Origin of the sequence: Sinorhizobium glycinis (assembly GCF_001651865.1) — a bacterium.
GTDB classification, from domain to species: Bacteria; Pseudomonadota; Alphaproteobacteria; order Rhizobiales; family Rhizobiaceae; genus Sinorhizobium; species Sinorhizobium glycinis.
Map to the genome: position 1 here is coordinate 76860 of NZ_LPUX01000055.1, position 18672 is coordinate 95531.

An 18672-nucleotide genomic window follows, 5' to 3' on the forward strand; every position below is an offset into this window, starting at 1 on the left:
TCTCTAATGAGCCAGTCCAAAACCACGAGCCTCCTGGACGCTCGCATCCTCGTACCAGCCATCGGCGATGCCTTTCGGAAACTCGATCCGAGGACGCTCGCCCGTAACCCGGTGATGTTCGTCGTCGCCGCCGTTTCCGCCTTGGCCACTCTCCTGCTTGTCCGCGACCTGAGCGCCGGCGGGGGAAACATCGGCTTTTCCTTCCAGATCGTCGTCTGGCTCTGGTTCACCGTGCTCTTCGCCAATTTCGCCGAAGCGGTGGCCGAGGGCCGCGGCAAGGCGCAGGCGGAATCGCTGCGCCGCACGCGCACGGAAACCCAGGCGAAGCTGCTGAGGGGCGACGACATCAACAACTTCAAGTTCGTCCCCGGCACGAGCCTGAAGGTCGGAGATGTCGTGCTCGTCGAAGCCGGTGAAATCATCCCCTCCGACGGCGAAGTTATCGAAGGCGTCGCCTCGGTCAACGAGGCGGCCATTACCGGCGAATCCGCGCCGGTCATCCGCGAATCCGGCGGCGATCGCTCTGCCGTCACCGGCGGCACGCAGGTGCTCTCCGACTGGATCCGCGTCCGGATCACCGCGGCGTCGGGATCGACCTTCATCGACCGTATGATCGCACTCGTGGAAGGCGCCGAGCGGCAAAAGACGCCGAACGAGATCGCGCTCAACATCCTGCTTGCCGGCATGACGCTGATCTTCGTCCTGGCGACGGCGACGATCCCGAGCTTCGCGACCTATGCCGGCGGCTACATCCCGGTCCTCATTCTCGTCGCGCTCTTCGTCACACTGATCCCGACGACGATCGGCGCGCTTTTGTCGGCGATCGGCATTGCCGGCATGGACCGCCTGGTGCGCTTCAACGTGCTGGCGATGTCCGGCCGCGCAGTAGAGGCGGCCGGCGACGTCGATACGCTGCTGCTCGACAAGACCGGCACTATCACGCTCGGCAATCGCCAGGCCACAGAATTCAAGCCGGTTCGTGGCGTCACCGACGAGGAGCTGGCGGATGCCGCGCAACTTGCGTCGCTTGCCGACGAGACGCCGGAGGGTCGCTCCATCGTCGTGCTCGCCAAGGAGAAATACGGCATCCGCGCCCGAGATATGGGAAGCCTGCATGCCCACTTCGTTCCGTTCACGGCGCAAAGCCGGATGAGCGGTATCGATTTCGACGGCTCCAGTATCCGCAAAGGGGCGGTCGACGCCGTTCTCAGGCATGTCGATCGCACCACCGTCGCGAGTACCGGCGGCACTGCGAGCGTGGCCGTGCGTGAACCGCAGGCGGCGCGAGAGCTTCAGGCCATCGCCGACGAGATCGCCAGGGCGGGCGGCACGCCGCTTGCCGTGGTCAGGGATGGCCGGCCGCTCGGTGTCGTCCACTTGAAGGACATCGTCAAAGGCGGCATCAAGGAGCGCTTCGCCGAATTGCGGCGCATGGGCATCCGCACCGTGATGATCACCGGCGACAATCCGATGACGGCGGCGGCTATCGCGGCGGAAGCGGGCGTCGACGACTTCCTCGCCCAGGCGACGCCCGAGAACAAGCTCAATCTCATCCGCGAGGAGCAGGCGAAGGGCAAGCTCGTCGCGATGTGCGGCGACGGCACGAACGACGCGCCAGCGCTCGCGCAAGCCGATGTCGGCGTTGCGATGAACACGGGCACGGTGGCGGCGCGCGAGGCCGGCAACATGGTCGATCTCGACTCCGACCCGACGAAGCTCATCGAGATCGTCGAGATCGGCAAGCAATTGCTGATGACGCGCGGCGCCCTGACGACCTTCTCGATCGCCAACGACGTCGCCAAGTATTTCGCCATCATCCCGGCGATGTTCCTGGCGTTCTATCCGCAGCTCGGCGCCTTGAACATCATGGGCCTGACGACGCCCGAGAGCGCCATTCTCTCGGCGATCATCTTCAACGCCCTGATCATCGTCGCGTTGATACCGCTTTCGCTCAAGGGCGTGAAATACCGGCCGGTCGGTGCGGGCGCGCTGCTGTCGCGCAACCTGCTGATCTACGGCCTCGGCGGCCTCATCGTTCCCTTCATCGGCATCAAGGTGATCGACGTCGTCATTACGACGGTCGGCCTCGCATAAGGATGGCTCGCATGTGGAAGCAAGTAAGACCCGCGATCGTCATGATCATCGCGCTCACCCTATTGACCGGACTGGCCTATCCGCTCGGAATGACCGGCATCGCACAGGCCCTCTTCCCGCATCAGGCGAACGGAAGCCTGGTTGAGAAGGACGGAAAGGTGGTCGGCTCCGAACTGATCGGCCAGGCCTTCACCAGCGACCGGTATTTCCACGGGCGGCCTTCCGTTGCCGGCGACGGCTACAACGCCGCCGGCTCCAGCGGATCCAACCTCGGTCCGACGAACCAGAAACTGATCGCCCGCATCAAGGCCGACGCCGAGGCGATGAAGGCGACGAACCCCGCTGGCCCGGTGCCGATGGACCTTGTCACGACGTCGGGCAGCGGCCTCGATCCGCATATCTCGCCCGAAGCCGCCTATTTCCAGGTGCCCCGGGTCGCCAAGGCGCGCGGTCTCGACGAGGGGGCGGTCAAGGCGCTGGTCGACGGCTATGTCAAGGACCGTGAACTGGGCTTCCTGGGCGAGCCTACGGTCAATGTCCTGGCATTGAACCTTGCGCTTGACGGGCCTGCCGCTCAATAAGGAAATGGCTGGGGCGCGACGCACCGAGCCGTTGACCGCGAGAGATAATCAATGCCCGGCCACAGACCAAACGTCGACACAAGGCCTTCGCCCGACGCGCTCCTCGAGAATGCCGAACGCGAGGCGCGCGGACGTCTGAAGATCTTTCTGGGTGCTGCTCCCGGCGTTGGCAAGACATATGAGATGCTGGTCTCGGGCCGGGCGCGGAAATCCGAGGGCATCGACGTCGTCATAGGCATCGTCGAGACCCATGGACGCCAGGAGACCCAGGCGCTTGTCGACGGCTTCGAGGTCGTTCCCCGCCGCAAGGTCGAGTATAAGGGCCACGTCCTCGAGGAAATGGACCTCGACGCCATCCTTGCGCGACGTCCGCAACTGGTGCTCGTCGACGAGCTGGCGCACACCAATGTCGACGGCAGCCGCCACGCCAAGCGCTACCTGGACGTGGAGGAAGTCCTTGCCCAGGGGATCGACGTCTATTCGACGCTGAATGTCCAGCATATCGAAAGCCTCAACGACATCGTCGTGCAGATTACCCGCATCCGGGTGCGGGAGACGGTGCCCGACTCGGTCATCGACCGCGCCGACGACGTCGAGATCATCGACCTCACCCCAGCCGACCTCATCAAGCGCCTGCAGGAGGGAAAGGTCTATCTGCCGGCGACGGCAAAGCGGGCGATCGAGAACTACTTTTCTCCGGGCAATTTGACGGCGCTGAGAGAGCTGGCGCTGCGGCGGACCGCCCAGCGTGTCGACGACCAACTGCTGAGCCACATGCAGGCGCAAGCGATCCCCGGCCCCTGGGCGGCGGGAGACCGCGTGCTTGTCTGCATCGACCACGACCCTCGCGGCGCGGCCCTTGTTCGTTACGCGAAGCGACAGGCGGACCGGCTGCGGGCACCCTGGACCGCGATCCACGTGGAGACGCCCCGATCCGTCAACCTGCCCGAAGCCGACAAGGACCGGCTGGCATCGCATCTGCGGCTTGCCGAGCAATTGGGCGGCGAGGCCATGACCATTCCCGGGCAGAGCGTGGCGCACGACATCCTCCGGCACGCCACGGCCAACAATTTCACGCATGTGGTGACGGGAAAACCGAACAAGCCGCGCTGGCGGGAATGGATCGAAGGGTCGGTATCGCATGACCTGATCCGTCACGCCGGCGAGATCAGCGTGCATGTGGTAACTGGAGCGGAGCGCGCGGCGCCAGTGGCAAGGGGCGTGAAGACCGCGCCGCCGCCAGGACAGTTCAAGCTCCAGCCCTATCTTCTCAGCACCCTCTACATCTCGATCGCGCTTGCCTTCGGCTCGCTTCTCGACCAGGTGCTGGACGTCCGAAATCTGGCGCTCGTGTTCCTGATCGCCGTTCTCACGTCGGCCGTGACGGCGGGCTTGGGGCCGGCCCTCTATGCGTGCCTCGTCAGCGCGCTGGCCTTCAACTTCTTCTTTCTGGAGCCGCGATACACGCTGACGATACGGGACCCGGAGAGCGTTCTGGCGCTGGTCTTCTTCCTGGTGGTCGCCGTCACGGCAAGCAACCTGACGGCCCGCGTTCAACGCCAGGCGGCGGCGGCGCGCCAGCGCGCCAGGACCACCGAGGACCTCTATCTCTTCTCGAAGAAGCTTGCCAGCACCGGCACGCTCGACGACGTGCTGTGGGCAACTGCCTACCAGATCGCGTCCATGCTCAAGGTTCGAGTGGTGATCCTCCTGCCGGAGGGCGACTCGATCGCCGTCAAGGCGGGCTATCCGCCCGACGATACGCTCGTCGACGCGGATATCGCCGCAGCCCGCTGGGCATGGGAAAACGATCGGCCGGCCGGCCGCGGCGCCGACACGCTGCCGGGAGCAAAGCGTCTTTATCTACCGCTCAGGACCGGTCGCACCGCCATCGGCGTCGTCGGCCTCGACAATGACAGGCAGGGACCGCTTCTGACACCGGAACAGCAGCGGCTGTTCGATGCCCTGGCGGACCAGGCGGCGCTTGCGATCGAGCGGGTGCAACTGGTCGCCGACGTGGACCGGGCACACCTGGCCGCCGAAGCGGACAGGCTTCGTTCCGCCCTCCTCACCTCGATCTCCCACGACCTCAAGACGCCGCTGGCAGCCATCATGGGAGCGGCCGGCACGCTGCGCGACTATTCCGGTGCAATGCCGGAGGACGACCGCACCGACCTGCTTTCGACGGTCGTGGACGAGTCGGAGCGGCTCAGCCGCTTCATCGCCAACCTGCTCGACATGACGAGGATCGAGTCCGGTGCGACCGAGCCGAACGCTTCTATCCATGACGTCGGAGATATCGTCGGTACGGCTCTGCGCCGGGCCGGCAAGATGATCGCGCGACACAAGGCGGCAATTGATATCCCGACCGATCTGCCGATGCTGAAGCTCGACCCGGTCCTCTTCGAGCAGGTGCTGTTCAACCTGCTCGACAATGCGGCCAAGTATGCTCCGCCGGAGTCGACCATCAGGATTCGGGCCTGGGTGGACGACAGCGCCGTTACTCTTCAGGTCATGGACGAAGGCCCCGGTATTCCGAGCGGTGATCTCGAGCGTGTGTTCGACAGCTTCTATCGTGTCCGTAAGGGTGATCATGTGCGCGCGGGCACCGGCCTCGGCCTCTCGATCTGCAGGGGCTTTATCGAGGCAATGGGCGGCACGATCTCGGCGGGGAACAGGACGGATTGCCCGGGAGCGGTCTTTACCATCACGATGCCGATCCCGACCGGAACGCCAAATGCGGAAGATCTCACATGACAGCCTCGAGCGTGAAAATACTGGTCGTGGACGACGAGCCGGCGATCCGGAAGCTGCTCAGAGTCGGCCTGACGAGCGAAGGCTATGCGGTGCTCGAAGCGGTCAATGCCAGGGCTGCGATAAGCCAGGTTGCTGAAGAGCAGCCGGATCTGATCCTTCTCGACCTTGGCCTTCCGGATATGGCAGGCCATGACCTCCTGGCGAAGTGGCGAAGCGACGCGTTGGAACTGCCGATCGTCGTGCTTTCCAGCCGGACCGATGAAACCGGCATCGTCAGGGCGCTGGAACTTGGTGCCGACGACTATGTCACCAAGCCGTTCGGCATGAAGGAGCTTGCCGCGCGCATCCGCGTCGCGCTCAGGCACAGGCTGCAGCAGCAGGGCGAACGGCCGATCTTCAAGACCGGCGACCTTTCCGTCGACCTGGTGAAGCGGATCGTCAAGGTGGCGGACACGGAAGTCAAGCTGTCGCCGAAGGAATACGACATCCTGCGCATACTCGTGCAATATGCGGGCAAGGTCATCACGCACCAGCACCTCCTGAACCAGATCTGGGACGGATCGACGGATGTTCAGTATCTGAGGGTTTATGTGCGCCAGCTACGCCAGAAGATCGAGCGCATCCCGGACCAACCCCAATACATCACCACGGAAACAGGCGTCGGCTATCGCCTTCGCGAAGCGGAACAGAATTGAGGTTGCCGTCCGGCGGTATGGGGCCGTCGCCGGGCACCAAGTCCGCAAATGCGATGCGCCAGCCCGCGAGCATGCGTCATACCGGCGTCACTTTCGCTTCGCCAGCCGTTCCTCTATGAGAACGTCACGGAAGCGCGGGGAGGAACATGAGAAAACTGGTCGCTGGCAAACTTCACGGCATTCACGTGACCGAGGCCAACCTCAATTATCATGGCTCCATCACCTTGGATCCGGATCACTGCGAGGCGGCGGGTATCCTGCCGATGGAGTTCGTCGAGATCTGGAACAAGAACTCCGGGGCGCGCATCTCCACCTATGTCATACTCGGCGAGCGCGGCTCGCGGTGCTGCATCCTCAACGGCGCGGCGGCCCGGACCTGCCAGCCGGGCGATCAGGTCATCATCTGCAACTCGGTCTATCTCGACGAGAGCCGCATTACGGATTTGAAGCCGAAGGTGCTGACCTTCGACGAGAACAACCACATTCGCGATCGCTTGACCTACTCGGTCGAATTCGACGAGCGGGGCAAATACACGTTCAGCATTCTCGATGAAGAGGATAGGAGGCAGCCGATTCCGCTCGCCGTTTCCGGCCCGTAGCCGCAACGAAGGCGCGGGTGGGGCCGGCGTAGGCGCTTAGGAGGAAACCTTCGCGCTGATCCTCGGTCGCGCCCAGACCGGCGGCCAGCAGCGCGCCTCGGCACAGGCGCGAGCCCGTCTTGAAAGGAAGCCCGGGCCAACTTTGCCTGCATTCAGCGGACCAAATTTGGTTGCCGCCGGGCAAACCGCGCTGCTTTGAACAACACAACAACAGTTGACATCGGAAGCGCTGCGAGTATTCTTGGCTCAATTGGTATGACCACTTGGCCACCAGCCGCGACCGACCGTGTGGCCTGCAGCGAGGATATGATGTTCTCTGCCGTGGAATCGCGCCGCCTGTATCGCCAGGTGGCGGACCAGATGCGAGGCCTGATCGAGCGGGGCGAATTGGCGCCCGGCTCGAGGCTTCCGGCCGAGCGGGAGCTTGCGCAGAAGCTGGGCGTGTCACGCCCGACCGTTCGGGAGGCATTGATCGTGCTCGAGGTCGAAGGCTTCATCGATATCCGCATGGGGTCGGGCATCTATGTCACGGCGCCCAAGGCGCCGGCGGCCGATGTGCCTCCGGAGGATTTCGAGGGGCCATTCGAATTGCTGCGGGCAAGGGCGGTCGTCGAATGCGCGATCGCCGAAGAGGCGGCACGGCTGGCGCGGCCCGAGCATATCGGAGTTCTCGATGACAATCTGGCGCGGATGGCCGCCGCGCTTGAGGATCGGCGCCAGGCGCTGGCGATCGACCGCGAGTTTCACGTCATCGTCTCGAGCATCATCGCCAACCAGACGCTGAACCGCTTTGTCGGCAGCATCCACGACATGCGCATGACGCCCTATTTCGAGAAGCTCGCCAGCTATTTCGAGAACACCGACACCTGGCGGGCGGCGATGGAGGAGCATCGGGCCATCCGTGACGCGATCGCCGCGGGTGATCCGGCCGCCGCGCGGGCGGCGATGCGCGCGCATCTCGATCGATCTCAGCTTCGCCTGTCGGCCAGCTTCGGGGAGGAGCCGTCCGACAGCGCGATACCAGCCGCATGGAGGCGTGCCGAAATCAATCAGTAAAGCATGCAGTGACTTCACTTTGGGAGGAGAAAGAAGATGAAGGTCAGACTGTTGACGCTACTTGGCGCAACCGCCGCAATCCTGGGTTCGGCCCTCGCCGCACAGGCCCAGACGGCGCTCAAATGGGCGCATGTCTACGAGACCTCGGAGCCGTTCCACACCGAATCCGTCTGGGCTGCCGAGGAGATCGGCAAGCGCACCGAAGGACGCTACAAGATCGATGTCTTTCCGGCCTCGCAGCTCGGCAAGGAAGCGGATCTGAACCAGGGCCTGAAGCTCGGCACGGTCGATATCATCATTTCCGGCTCGAGTTTCGCGGCGCGCGAATACGCGCCGATCGGCGTCACCTATTTCCCCTACACCTTCCGCGACCCGGCCCATCTGATCGCCTATACCAAGAGCGATGTCTTCAAGCGGCTGGCGGCGGGATATGAGGAGGCCTCCGGCAACCACATCACTGCGGTTACCTATTACGGCACGCGCCAGACCACCTCGAACCGGCCGATCGCCAAATGCGCGGACATGCAGGGCTTGAAGATGCGCGTGCCCGACGTTCCGGCCTATCTCGCCATGCCGCGGGCCTGCGGCGCCAATACGACGCCGATTGCCTTCGCCGAGGTCTATCTCGCCTTGCAGAACGGCACGGTCGAAGCCCAGGAAAACCCGCTGACGACGATCGAGGCGAAGAAGTTCTTCGAAGTGCAGAAGCACATCGTGCTGACGGGCCATATCGTCGATCATCTGAACACGGTCGTTTCGAAGTCGCTGTGGTCCCAGCTCTCCGATGCCGACAAGCAGATCTTCACCGAGGTGATGCAGGAGGCTGCAGAGCGCGGCACCAAGATCATCGAGGAGCGTGAGAAGGCTCTCGTCAAGACCTTCAAGGAGCGTGGTATCGAAGTGACCGAGGTCGACAAGGCCGATTTCGAGTCCAACGTCGTGGAGAAGGTGGCGCTCGAGGACTTCGGCTACAAGAAGGAAGACTGGGAGGCGATCCGCGCCGTCAAGTGATCCGTAGATGCCGGCCGCGCGTCGAGCGGTCGGCATACCGCCCACCCTTTGCCGGATGATCGCCATGTCACAGGAAGTCCATATGCAAGTGACGCCGGAGGAAATCGCCCATTCCTTCGACGAGGCTCCGCCCGCCGCGGACGTTTCGAGCTATGCCATCGAAGATTGGGTGACGCTCGCCATCTTCTGGATCATGGCGGGGTGCGTGTTCCTGCAGTTCTTCACCCGCTACGTGCTCAATGATTCCTATGCGTGGACGGAGGAGATCGCCACCAACTGCCTGATCGGGGTGGTGTTCCTGGGTTCCGTCATGTGCGTGCGCGTCTCGCGGCATATCCAGGTCGACGTGCTCTACCACTACTTCTCGCTGCCCTTGGCGCGGGCGATGGCGATTTTCGTCGATCTCGTGCGCATCGGCTTCTTCGCCTATGCCTGCTGGCTGATGTGGCGCTATGTCGGGATCGTCGCCCACGAGCGCATGGTGACCGTCGACCTGCCGCGCAACATCGTCTTCTACAGTGTGATGGCCGGTTTCGTGCTGATGCTCGTCCGATCGGTGCAGGTCTTCGTCGCCAATCAACGCCGCGGCTATTCGGTTCTCGAAAAGCCCGAGGAATTTCAGAAGGTCGAGGGCTGATCCATGCTCCTGCTCGTCGGTTCGTTTCTGGTGCTGATGGTGATCGGCGTGCCTGTCGCCATTTCCATGGCCGTGGCGTCGGTCCTCTATCTGGTGTTCTACAATGTTGCGCCGGACATCATCGCGGCGCAGCGGATGATCGCCGGCGTCGAGAGCTTTCCGCTTCTGGCGGTGCCGTTCTTCATCCTCGCCGGCAATCTGATGAACTCCGCCGGCGTCACCGGCCGCATCTATTCCTTCGCCGTCGCGCTCGTCGGCTGGATGAAAGGCGGCCTGGCGCAGGTCAACATCATCGGCTCGGTGATCTTTTCCGGCATGTCGGGGACGGCGCTTGCCGATGCCGCCGGCATCGGCACGATCGAGATCAAGGCGATGAAGGATCACGGCTATCCGGTGGAGACCGCCGTCGGGGTCACCGCCGCATCGGCGACGCTCGGCCCGATCTTCCCGCCGTCGCTGCCCTTCGTCATCTACGGCATGATGGCCAATGTCTCGATCGGCGCGCTGTTCATGGCCGGCATTGTGCCGGGCGTGGTGATGACGGTGCTGATGATGCTGACGGTGGCTGTCTTCGCCTACAAGCGGGGATGGGGCTCGGATACGCCATTCGAGATCAAGCGGCTGCTGTCCGCCTCCGTCGAGGTCGTCATCGTCCTGTCGGTGCCGGTTCTCATCTATCTTCTCATGTCGGCGGGCCTGTCGATGAACGTTGCCGTCGGCCTCGCGCTCGTCGCGCTTATCGCGCTTGACTGGTATTTCGACTTCTCTGCGGTCATGGCGCTGATGACGCCGGTGATCCTGATCGGCGGCATGACGATGGGCTGGTTCACGCCGACGGAAGCCGCCGTGGCCGCCGTCCTCTGGTCGCTGTTCCTCGGCCTGGTGCGCTATCGGACGATGACGATGTCGACGCTGGCGCGCGCCACCTTCGACACGATCGAGACGACCGCTTCGGTGCTGTTCATCGTCACCGCCGCCTCGATTTTTGCCTGGCTGTTGACGGTGAGCCAGGCGGCCCAGCTGCTCTCGGGTGCGATCCTGACCATCACCGACAACAAATGGGTGTTCCTGATCCTGGTGAACCTGCTGATGCTGTTCGTCGGCTGCTTCCTGGATACGATCGCGGCGATCACCATCCTCGTGCCGATCTTGTTGCCGCTGACGGCCCAGTTCGGCATCGATCCGGTGCATTTCGGCCTGATCATGACGCTCAACCTGATGATCGGCCTCCTCCACCCGCCGCTCGGCATGGTGCTGTTCGTGCTGTCGCGGGTGGCCAAGCTCTCGGTCGAGCGGACGACCATGGCCATCCTGCCTTGGCTCCTGCCGCTCTTCATCGCGCTCATCCTCATTACCTTCGCCCCGGCGGTCACGCTGTGGCTGCCGAGTGCGGTCGGGCTGATCCGATGATGGCGGGAGCGGCAAGGCAGGCGCGTGTCGCCCGGCTTTACGGCCCACGCGACCTCCGGATGGAGGTCGCGGAGGCTGCCGAGCCCGGCGAAGGTGAAGTGCTCCTGAAGATGGCGGCCGGCGGCATTTGCGGCTCCGATCTGCACTACTATCAGGATGGCGGCTTCGGTCCCGTCCGGGTGCGGGAGCCGATCATTCTCGGCCATGAAGCCTCGGGCCATGTCGCGGCGCTCGGCGCCGGCGTCTCCGGACTTGCGATCGGCGCGCTCGTGGCGGTCAATCCAAGCCAGCCTTGCGGCACTTGCCGCTTCTGCAGGGAAGGCCTCGCAATCCATTGCCTGAACATGCAGTTCATGGGGAGTGCCATGCGCCTGCCCCACGCGCAGGGCATGTTCCGCGACTGGTTCGTCGTCCCGGTCAACCAGTGCTTCGCAGCGGGCACGTTGGTCGGCGCTGGCGAGGCGGCCTGTGCGGAACCGTTGGCGGTCTGCCTGCACGCGGTTGCTCAGGCAGGAGATCTCGTCGGGAAGCAGGTGCTCGTCACCGGAGCCGGGCCGATCGGCGCGCTCGTCGTGGCGGCGGCGCGCCACGCGCGGGCTGAGACGATCGTGGTCACCGATCTCGCCGACGCGGCGCTCGATCGAGCCAAGGCCATGGGCGCGACGCGCGTGATCAATGTCCGCCGCGATTCGGCGGGCCTCGCGGAATATGAGACCGAGAAGGGCCAGTTCGACGTCGTGTTCGAATGCTCGGCCGCCGAACCGGCGCTGCGTGGCGCCATCGCGGCGGTCAGGCCGCGCGGCCTGATCGTGCAGGTCGGCGTGACGGGCGACATCACCCTCCCGCTCAATGCGCTGGTCGGCAAGGAGTTGCGGTGGATCGGATCGCAAAGGTTCGACGATGAATTCCCCCGCGCCGTCGCGCTCATCGCGGAGCGCCGGATCGACGTCCGGCCGATCATTTCCCATGCGTTCCCGGTCGATAAGGCGGTTGAGGCCTTCGAGCAGGCCGGCGACCGCACGGCTGCCTGCAAGGTGCAACTGACATTTCATTCCTAGTTTTAATGGAGCGGGATGCAGGCGGAAAACCGCCCACACTTTTCCTCATCCCGCTCGGAAGGAGTTGACATGCGACATACGTGGCGCTGGTTCGGACCGGTGGATCGGGTGAGTGTCCAGGACGCCGCGCAGGCCGGCGCGCACGGTATCGTCAGCGCCCTGCATCATATCCCGACCGGTGACGTCTGGCCGGTCGAGGAGATCGGGAAGCGGCAGAGAGAGGTCCGCGACGGCGGCCTGGAGTGGGAGGTGGTCGAAAGCGTCCCGGTTTCGGAGAGCATCAAGACGCAGACCGGCCCCTGGCGTGAGCACATTGTCAACTGGCAGGAGACATTGCGCCGCCTGGCAGCGGCCGGCATTCGCACGGTTTGCTACAATTTCATGCCCGTGCTCGACTGGACACGTACCGATCTGCGCTGGACCGCCCGCCACGGCGCCAAGGCCATGCGCTTCGACCGGATCGATTTTGTCGCCTTCGACCTCTCTCTGCTGCAGCGGCCGGGCGCGGCCGAAGACTACGACGGGGCAACGCGGGAGGCAGCCGATCGGCGATTTCGCGAAATGACTGAGGAGCGGCGGGTCGCCTTGTCGCGCAACATCGGCGCGGGGCTTCCGGGCTCTGCCGACGGCTACAGCCTGCCGCAGCTTCGGGCGCACTTGGAGACCTATGCCGGCATTGGCCGTGACAAGCTGCAACGTCACCTTGTCGATTTCCTCGCCGAAGTGACGCCGGTCGCAGAGCGGGTCGGCATCAATATCTGCGCTCACCCGGACGATCCGCCATGGCCGCTGCTCGGCCTGCCGCGCATTCTATCTACGGCCGAAGACTATGCCTTCATGCTGCGGGAGGTCGACAGCCCGGTGAACGGGGTCACCTTCTGTACCGGCTCGCTCGGTGCCCGCGCCGCCAACGACCTGCCGGCAATGGTGCGCCAGTTTGCGCCGCGCATCCATTTCATCCATCTCCGCAACGTTCGCCGTGAGGAGGAGCGGACGCCGTGTTCCTTTTACGAAGATGAGCATCTGGAGGGCGACACCGACATGGTGGCGGTGATCGCCGAACTGCTCGCCGAGGAGAAGCGCCGTCTGGCCGCCGGGCGGGCGGATCACCAGATCCCGATGCGCCCGGACCATGGCCAGGAGATCCTCGACGATCTCAGCCGCGGCGCCCAGCCCGGCTACCCGGCGATTGGCCGGCTGAAGGGACTGGCGGAACTCCGCGGCATCGAACGGGCCTTGTCGCACGCTACGTACGGACTGTCCTGATCAGGGAATGGCGTTCTGGTGCATCGGCGGCCTGCCGACCAGCCGTTTGATGCCGCGGGCGAGGCTCTCCATGTAGAGGTAGATCACCGGCGTCACGAAAAGTGTCAGCGGCTGCGAGACGAGCAGGCCGCCGACGACGGCGACGCCCAGCGGCTGGCGCAGTTCTGCGCTGGCGCCGCTGCCGAGCGCGATCGGCAGTGTCCCCATGAGCGCGGCCAGCGACGTCATCAGGATGGGCCGGAAGCGCATCAGGCAGGCCCGGTGGATCGCCTCCGCGGCAGGCATGCCGTTGCGCTGCAGAGACAGCGCCACGTCGATCATCATGATCGCGTTCTTCTTGACGATGCCGATCAGCATCAACAGCCCGATCACCGCGATGATCGACAGGTCGAATCCGCCGAGGCTGATCGCCACGAGCGCTCCGGACGCGGCCGACGGCAGGCCGGACAGGATCGTCAGCGGGTGGATGAAGCTCTCATAGAGGATACCGAGCACGATATAGATCGTCAGGACGGCGCCCAGGATCAGCCAGACCTGATTGGAAACCGCATCCTGAAACAGCTGGGCTGTCCCGTAGAAGCGCGTCGTCACCTCCGGCGGCATGCCGATCTGCGACTTCAGCCGGCCGATCTCCTCGACGCTATTGCCGAGAGCCACGCCGGCCGGCAGGTTGTAGGAGATCGTCACGGCCGGCAATTGTCCGAGCTGGTTGACCGTCAGCGGACCTGGAACCGTATCGACGCGCGCGAAGGCGCCGAGCGGCACCAGCCTGTTGTCGACGGTCGGCACCTGCAGTTCGGCAAGCGAGGCTTGAGACCAGCTTCTGGCCGGATCGACTTCCATGATGACCTCGTAGCTGTCGCCCGACGTGTAGATGGTCGAGATCTGTTCCGAGCCGAAGCCGCCATAAAGCGTCGAACGCAGTACATCGGTCGAGATGCCGAGGGCGGCGGCCTTATCGCGGTCGACGACGAGGCGCGCCTGGGGGGCATTGTTCTCGAGATCCGTGCTGACATCGGTGAAGAAGGCGCGGTCGGCCCGCATCGCCTCGGTCAGCTTGTCCGCCCACGCGTTCATGGCCGCCTGGTCAAGACTCTGGATAACGAGCTGGTACTGGCTGGCGGAACTGCGCGCCCCGACGGAGAGGTTCTGCACCGGCGTTATGTAGGCCCGGATGCCAGGAATATCGGCTAGCGCCGGACGCAGTTCGGAAAGAATCTGGGGGAGCGCCGGGCGCTCATTCTTCGGTTTCAATTCTACGAAGAGCCTTCCGGAGTTGAGGGCGGACGATCCGGCGCCACCCGAGCCGATCGAGCTTGCCACATGTGCGACATATGGTGACCGAGCGAACACGTCTTCGACCTTGGCCTGCAGGGCCGACATGGCGGCGAAGGAAATGTCGGTCCGCGCCTGCGTCGTCACCTGAAGCTGGCCGATGTCCTCCTGCGGGAAGAACCCCTTCGGCGTGGCGCTGACCTGATAGACCGTCACGCCGATGCTCGCGAGGAACAGGACGAGCACGACAAGGCGAGCGCGGATGCACGATGTCAACAACCGCTCGTAGCCGCGCAGCAGCACATCGAAACCACGCTCCAGCAGCGCGTCGAGGCCGTGCCGGTCGCGTTCGGCGGGCTTATGGGGCAAACGGGCCGCCAGCATCGGCGTCAATGTAAGGGAGACAAAAGCGGAGGCGAGGATGGAGATGGTGACGACAATCGCGAACTCGTTGAAGATCTTGCCGATCACGCCGCCCATCAGCAGGACCGGAATGAAGACCGCGACCAGCGAAAGGGAAATCGCGATGATGGTGAAGCCGATCTCCCATGAGGCGGCGATTGCCGCCTCAAAGGCGCTCTGTCCCGTTTCCTCCATGTGCCGGACGATGTTCTCCAGCATAACGATGGCATCGTCGACCACGAGCCCGACGGAGAGCGTCAGCGCCATCAGCGAGATGTTGTCGATCGAAAGGCCCAGTGCATACATCGCCGCGAAGGTGGCGATGATCGAGATCGGCACGGCGAGGGCAGGGATGAGCGTCGCCGACAGTCGGCGCACGAAGATGAAGATCACCAGAATCACAAGACCGATCGTCAGACCGAGCGTGAATTCGACGTCGTCGACCGCACCGCGCACCGAGACCGAGCGGTCGTTGAGCGTCTCCAGGGACGCCCCGGCCGGTAAGGATTGACGGAACGTCGGCAGCATCGCCTTGACCCTGTCGACGACGGCCACCGTATTGGCATCCGGCTGGCGCTGGATGGCGAGGATGATCGCCCGCGAACCGTCATGCCAGCTTGCAGTCTGGGTGTTGGCGACCGAGTCGATCACCTTCGTGACGTCGCCAAGGCGAACCGGCTTCCCACCGGCCGTCTTGATGATCAGCCTGGAAAAGGCGGCGGCATTCTGCAATTGGGTATCGGCAACGATCGTCATCTGCCGGCCCCTCGATTGAACAGTGCCGAGCGGCGAATTGTCGTTGGCCGCGGCGATAGCGCTTTGCAACTGCGTCAGCGAAATGCCGCGCGCGGCAAGAGCGGCGGGATCGATCTCGATGCGCACGGCGAATTGCTGGCTGCCGAAGATCGAGACTTCCGCGACACCTTCGAGGGTCGAAAGCGACGGCGAGATCACCTGCTGGGCAAAGGCATCGAGCTTGGTGAGCGGCGCCGTACCGCTCTTCAGTGCGAGAAGCAGCACCGGCGCATCGGCGGGGTTGACCTTGCGGAAGCTCGGCGGTGAGGGCATGTCCTGCGGCAGGGTCCGCAGCGTGCGCGTGATCGCCGCCTGGACGTCTGCGGCAGCCGCATCGATGTCGCGGTCGAGCGCGAACTGGATGGAGATCGACGTCGAGCCGAGCGAATTGTTCGTCGATATGCTGTCGATCCCGGCAATGGTGTTGAACTGCTTGATGAGCGGGGTTGCGACGGAGGTCGCCATCGTCTCCGGCGAAGCGCCGGGGAGAGTCGCCGAGACGTTGATCACCGGAAATTCGGTCCGCGGCAACGCCGCGACGGGAAGGGCCGCATAGGCAAAGAGGCCGGCGAAGACGAGCGCCAGCGACATCAGCAGCGTTGCGACCGGGCGGCGAATGCAGAATTCGAAAATCGACATGACCGTTTTCCATGGCTTGCCGGCGAAACCTGACTTCGTCCGCGACTTGAGGGCTACTGGACCACACGTGCCTTGTCGCCGGCCCTGAGATGCAACTGCCCCTCCGTCACGACCCGGTCGCCCACGGCGAGCCCCGAGCGGATCGCGGCGTCCTGCCCGTCATTGGCGGCGACGACGACCGGGCGGAGTTCGACGGCATCGTCGGCGTTCAGTCGGTAGACGAAGTCTCCCTTCTGGCCGGCCTGGACGGCGACGGCGGGAATGACGGGCGTCTTCGCAAGGGTCGTCTCCTCGATGTCGACATCGACATATTGGCCCGGCCAGAGCTTCTGTGCTGCATTGTCGAACTTGGCGCGCATCAATACAGTCCCGGTCGCCGTATCGACGGCGGAATCGATGAAGTCGAGGACGCCCGTGCCGATGACCTCCCGGGTGCCGCCAAGCCGCGCCGTGACGCAAGGCGGGGCGCCGGAGTCGAGCCGCGTCTTGAAGGCCTGAAGATGGCTCTCCGGCAGATGGAAGGCGACTTCGATAGGATCGATGGCCGTAATGGTGACGAGGCTTGCTTCTGAAGCGCTGCCGGAGGTGCCTACGAGGTCGCCGAGGGTCACCTGGATGGCGCCGAGGCGGCCGCTGATCGGGGCGTGAATGCGCGTCAAGGCGATCGCGACCTTGTCCGCGTCCACCGTCGCCTGGTCGGCCGCGACGGTGGCCTTGGCGGACTGCTGCGCCGAGAGGGCACTATCATAGGCCTGCTGCGTGCCGGTGTTTTCGTCGCGCAGCGTTTTGGCCCTGTCCAGCTCGACCGCCGCGTTGGCGAGCAGCGCCGTATCCCTCGCCAATATTGCCTCGTCGCGGCTGAGGTCGGCCTGCAGGGCGCGGTCGTCGAGGGAGAACAGCAGATCGCCGGCCTGCACCATCTGCCCGTCCCTGACGTGAATGCCAGTGATCTCGCTGGATATGCGGGCGTTGACTTCAACGGTTTCGGGCGCCTGCACATTGGCGAATGTGCTGATGACGATCGGAAAGTCTTGCTGTTTGACTTCAGCGACCTGGACCGTGGCACCCTGGGAGGCCGCTCCATGGGACCCCCTGCCAGCGATGGGCTCAGTGCGCGCGCCGGCCGCTGGGTTTAGCAGCGCGATTGCCGGCAACAACTTTATCGCGACCGGGGCGATAGCCAGGCCGGCCAGCGTGCAGCCTACAGCGACGATAGCGATGACAATCCGGCTAGACATCAGTCGCGCTCCGTTTGCGATCGGGATCAAAGCCGATCTCGTTCGGACCAATGAGAGCATCGGGGCCGTGCGGGCCGCCGACAGCGCAACAAGCATCTAGAAAAAGTGGGGGTCGCGTCTAGTTTTATTTCAATGGGTTACGAAGATTTAATGCGGCCTGCGGGTGCGCCTGCCGATTCAGAGTCGGCCGAACCTTCGAAACTCTGTTCGTCAGGCCGGCTGGCTTCGATCTCCAATTTGTGCACCGCGCGACGCACGTGCTGCCATTCCTTTTCGAAGCGTAGGAAAACTTCCGTCGACATGAATCTTGGCTGCATATATGACCTCCTCACCGCTGCGTCTGGAAACACGCAAGCGCAATTTTAGTTCCCATGCGATCTTCCGGATGCGGCGGGAAATTTTCGCTGATCTGACGTCAGCCTCGAAAATGCCTGCAGCCGCGATTCAAGCGCCCCATTTGCCAACAGGTGAACCCGCGCTGCTGCTGATCGGTTATGCGGCGGGGTTCACCTATCGCCCTCGAATTGGTGAGGCCGCCGCGCAGGGAACTGCGAAATCGGCGGCCTCAGGCGTGCGCCTCAGGACGGATTCCACTCCTGGAGGGGTCACTCGTCAAGGTTTAGAACTTACACAATTCGAGCTAGAAGTTACATCGGGCGGACGGAAAGGTGCCCGATGGGGCCGTTCACGGCCCAGCCAGCCGGAGCAAGACGGCCCGGCCTAGATGGATTGCAATGTCCAGGATGTAGCGGCCAGAACCAGGCCAACCGTCAGCACGATGGCGATGCCGTATCTCATCATCTTCATCCGGCGCGTGCGTTCGCCGGTCCAATCGTAGCTCATCATGCGCTCCGAGCGATATTGCGCTTTGACCGTGAAGATTGGACGGATTTTCTTAACAAACAGGAAACCACGCCGGCACATGCCCGGATGGCGACGCAGCCCAAAGCTTGGCGGCTCTCGATCGTCCGACAATGTTTTAAGTATAAATTCCATTACATTTTGGAAAAATTCTAGTTAATTGCAATACGTTTGTCTTGAGCGGCTCCAATTCCCATTTCCGTCTTGGCATCGCCCCTTTCGATTAATTTACCATCATGGAAGAAACCCTATTCGAGTTAACTCTTGCTGTCCGCTTTCAGACTATACATTCAGCGCC

14 protein-coding genes are annotated in these 18672 nt (G+C 63.7%); 11 read left to right on the plus strand and 3 right to left on the minus strand.

What is annotated here, in order from left to right; genetic code table 11:
- The first annotated feature begins 6 nt into the window (after positions 1-6).
- The 11 genes from kdpB to uxuA all read left to right on the plus strand — a co-directional run bounded on the left by kdpB (position 7) and on the right by uxuA (position 13164).
- Complete coding sequence (kdpB, locus tag AU381_RS11815; protein WP_064241970.1) at positions 7-2094, plus strand: potassium-transporting ATPase subunit KdpB; 2088 nt, start codon at positions 7-9, stop codon at positions 2092-2094.
- Between the two features lie 11 nt (positions 2095-2105).
- The gene (kdpC, locus tag AU381_RS11820) at positions 2106-2675 is read left to right on the plus strand and encodes a potassium-transporting ATPase subunit KdpC (RefSeq protein ID WP_064241971.1); all 570 of its coding nucleotides are present in this window, start codon (positions 2106-2108) and stop codon (positions 2673-2675) included.
- Positions 2676-2726: 51 nt separating this feature from the next.
- Entirely contained in the window at positions 2727-5432 is a 2706-nt protein-coding gene (locus AU381_RS11825) for a sensor histidine kinase (RefSeq protein ID WP_064241972.1), read from the plus strand.
- Positions 5429-6127: a response regulator transcription factor gene (locus tag AU381_RS11830; RefSeq protein WP_064241973.1), complete on the plus strand. Its 699-nt coding sequence runs from the start codon at positions 5429-5431 to the stop codon at positions 6125-6127. Before AU381_RS11825 ends, AU381_RS11830 begins: the two co-directional genes overlap by 4 nt.
- 146 nt (positions 6128-6273) lie before the next feature.
- Positions 6274-6726 (plus strand): aspartate 1-decarboxylase, encoded by a 453-nt coding sequence (gene panD, locus AU381_RS11835; RefSeq protein ID WP_064241974.1) that lies wholly within the window; start codon positions 6274-6276, stop codon positions 6724-6726.
- 309 nt (positions 6727-7035) lie between these two features.
- Positions 7036-7782, plus strand: a complete 747-nt coding sequence (locus AU381_RS11840) for a FadR/GntR family transcriptional regulator (RefSeq protein WP_064242266.1) — start codon at positions 7036-7038, stop codon at positions 7780-7782.
- Positions 7783-7818: 36 nt separating this feature from the next.
- Entirely contained in the window at positions 7819-8793 is a 975-nt protein-coding gene (locus AU381_RS11845) for a sialic acid TRAP transporter substrate-binding protein SiaP (RefSeq protein ID WP_064241975.1), read from the plus strand.
- 64 nt (positions 8794-8857) lie between these two features.
- Positions 8858-9430, plus strand: a complete 573-nt coding sequence (locus tag AU381_RS11850) for a TRAP transporter small permease (protein ID WP_064242267.1) — start codon at positions 8858-8860, stop codon at positions 9428-9430.
- A gap of 3 nt (positions 9431-9433) precedes the next feature.
- Positions 9434-10840 (plus strand): TRAP transporter large permease, encoded by a 1407-nt coding sequence (locus AU381_RS11855; protein ID WP_064241976.1) that lies wholly within the window; start codon positions 9434-9436, stop codon positions 10838-10840.
- A complete protein-coding gene (locus AU381_RS11860) occupies positions 10837-11898 on the plus strand; it encodes an L-idonate 5-dehydrogenase (protein WP_425288619.1) in 1062 nt (353 codons plus the stop codon). Before AU381_RS11855 ends, AU381_RS11860 begins: the two co-directional genes overlap by 4 nt.
- A 69-nt stretch (positions 11899-11967) precedes the next feature.
- Complete coding sequence (gene uxuA / locus AU381_RS11865; RefSeq protein ID WP_064241977.1) at positions 11968-13164, plus strand: mannonate dehydratase; 1197 nt, start codon at positions 11968-11970, stop codon at positions 13162-13164.
- Here the strand turns inward: uxuA and AU381_RS11870 are convergent, their stop codons facing one another.
- From AU381_RS11870 to AU381_RS30090, 3 genes are all read right to left on the minus strand, one after another.
- Entirely contained in the window at positions 13165-16275 is a 3111-nt protein-coding gene (locus AU381_RS11870; protein ID WP_064241978.1) for an efflux RND transporter permease subunit, read from the minus strand. It lies immediately after the preceding gene.
- A 53-nt stretch (positions 16276-16328) separates the two neighbouring features.
- Entirely contained in the window at positions 16329-17513 is a 1185-nt protein-coding gene (locus AU381_RS11875) for an efflux RND transporter periplasmic adaptor subunit (RefSeq protein ID WP_064242269.1), read from the minus strand.
- Positions 17514-18233: 720 nt separating this feature from the next.
- Positions 18234-18509, minus strand: a complete 276-nt coding sequence (locus AU381_RS30090) for a hypothetical protein (protein ID WP_162273419.1) — start codon at positions 18507-18509, stop codon at positions 18234-18236.
- Positions 18510-18672 lie beyond the last annotated feature (163 nt).

What these genes read in the sequence shown, in the direction of transcription:
- AU381_RS30090 (WP_162273419.1), bottom strand. Translation starts at nt 18,509, where the DNA reads ATGGAATTTATACTTAAAACATTGTCGGACGATCGAGAGCCGCCAAGC.
- AU381_RS11845 (WP_064241975.1), top strand. Translation starts at nt 7,819, where the DNA reads ATGAAGGTCAGACTGTTGACGCTACTTGGCGCAACCGCCGCAATCCTG.
- AU381_RS11850 (WP_064242267.1), top strand. Translation starts at nt 8,858, where the DNA reads ATGTCACAGGAAGTCCATATGCAAGTGACGCCGGAGGAAATCGCCCAT.
- kdpC (WP_064241971.1), top strand. Translation starts at nt 2,106, where the DNA reads ATGTGGAAGCAAGTAAGACCCGCGATCGTCATGATCATCGCGCTCACC.
- AU381_RS11870 (WP_064241978.1), bottom strand. Translation starts at nt 16,275, where the DNA reads ATGTCGATTTTCGAATTCTGCATTCGCCGCCCGGTCGCAACGCTGCTG.
- AU381_RS11855 (WP_064241976.1), top strand. Translation starts at nt 9,434, where the DNA reads ATGCTCCTGCTCGTCGGTTCGTTTCTGGTGCTGATGGTGATCGGCGTG.
- AU381_RS11830 (WP_064241973.1), top strand. Translation starts at nt 5,429, where the DNA reads ATGACAGCCTCGAGCGTGAAAATACTGGTCGTGGACGACGAGCCGGCG.
- kdpB (WP_064241970.1), top strand. Translation starts at nt 7, where the DNA reads ATGAGCCAGTCCAAAACCACGAGCCTCCTGGACGCTCGCATCCTCGTA.
- AU381_RS11825 (WP_064241972.1), top strand. Translation starts at nt 2,727, where the DNA reads ATGCCCGGCCACAGACCAAACGTCGACACAAGGCCTTCGCCCGACGCG.
- uxuA (WP_064241977.1), top strand. Translation starts at nt 11,968, where the DNA reads ATGCGACATACGTGGCGCTGGTTCGGACCGGTGGATCGGGTGAGTGTC.
- AU381_RS11860 (WP_425288619.1), top strand. Translation starts at nt 10,837, where the DNA reads ATGATGGCGGGAGCGGCAAGGCAGGCGCGTGTCGCCCGGCTTTACGGC.
- AU381_RS11875 (WP_064242269.1), bottom strand. Translation starts at nt 17,513, where the DNA reads ATGTCTAGCCGGATTGTCATCGCTATCGTCGCTGTAGGCTGCACGCTG.
- AU381_RS11840 (WP_064242266.1), top strand. Translation starts at nt 7,036, where the DNA reads ATGTTCTCTGCCGTGGAATCGCGCCGCCTGTATCGCCAGGTGGCGGAC.
- panD (WP_064241974.1), top strand. Translation starts at nt 6,274, where the DNA reads ATGAGAAAACTGGTCGCTGGCAAACTTCACGGCATTCACGTGACCGAG.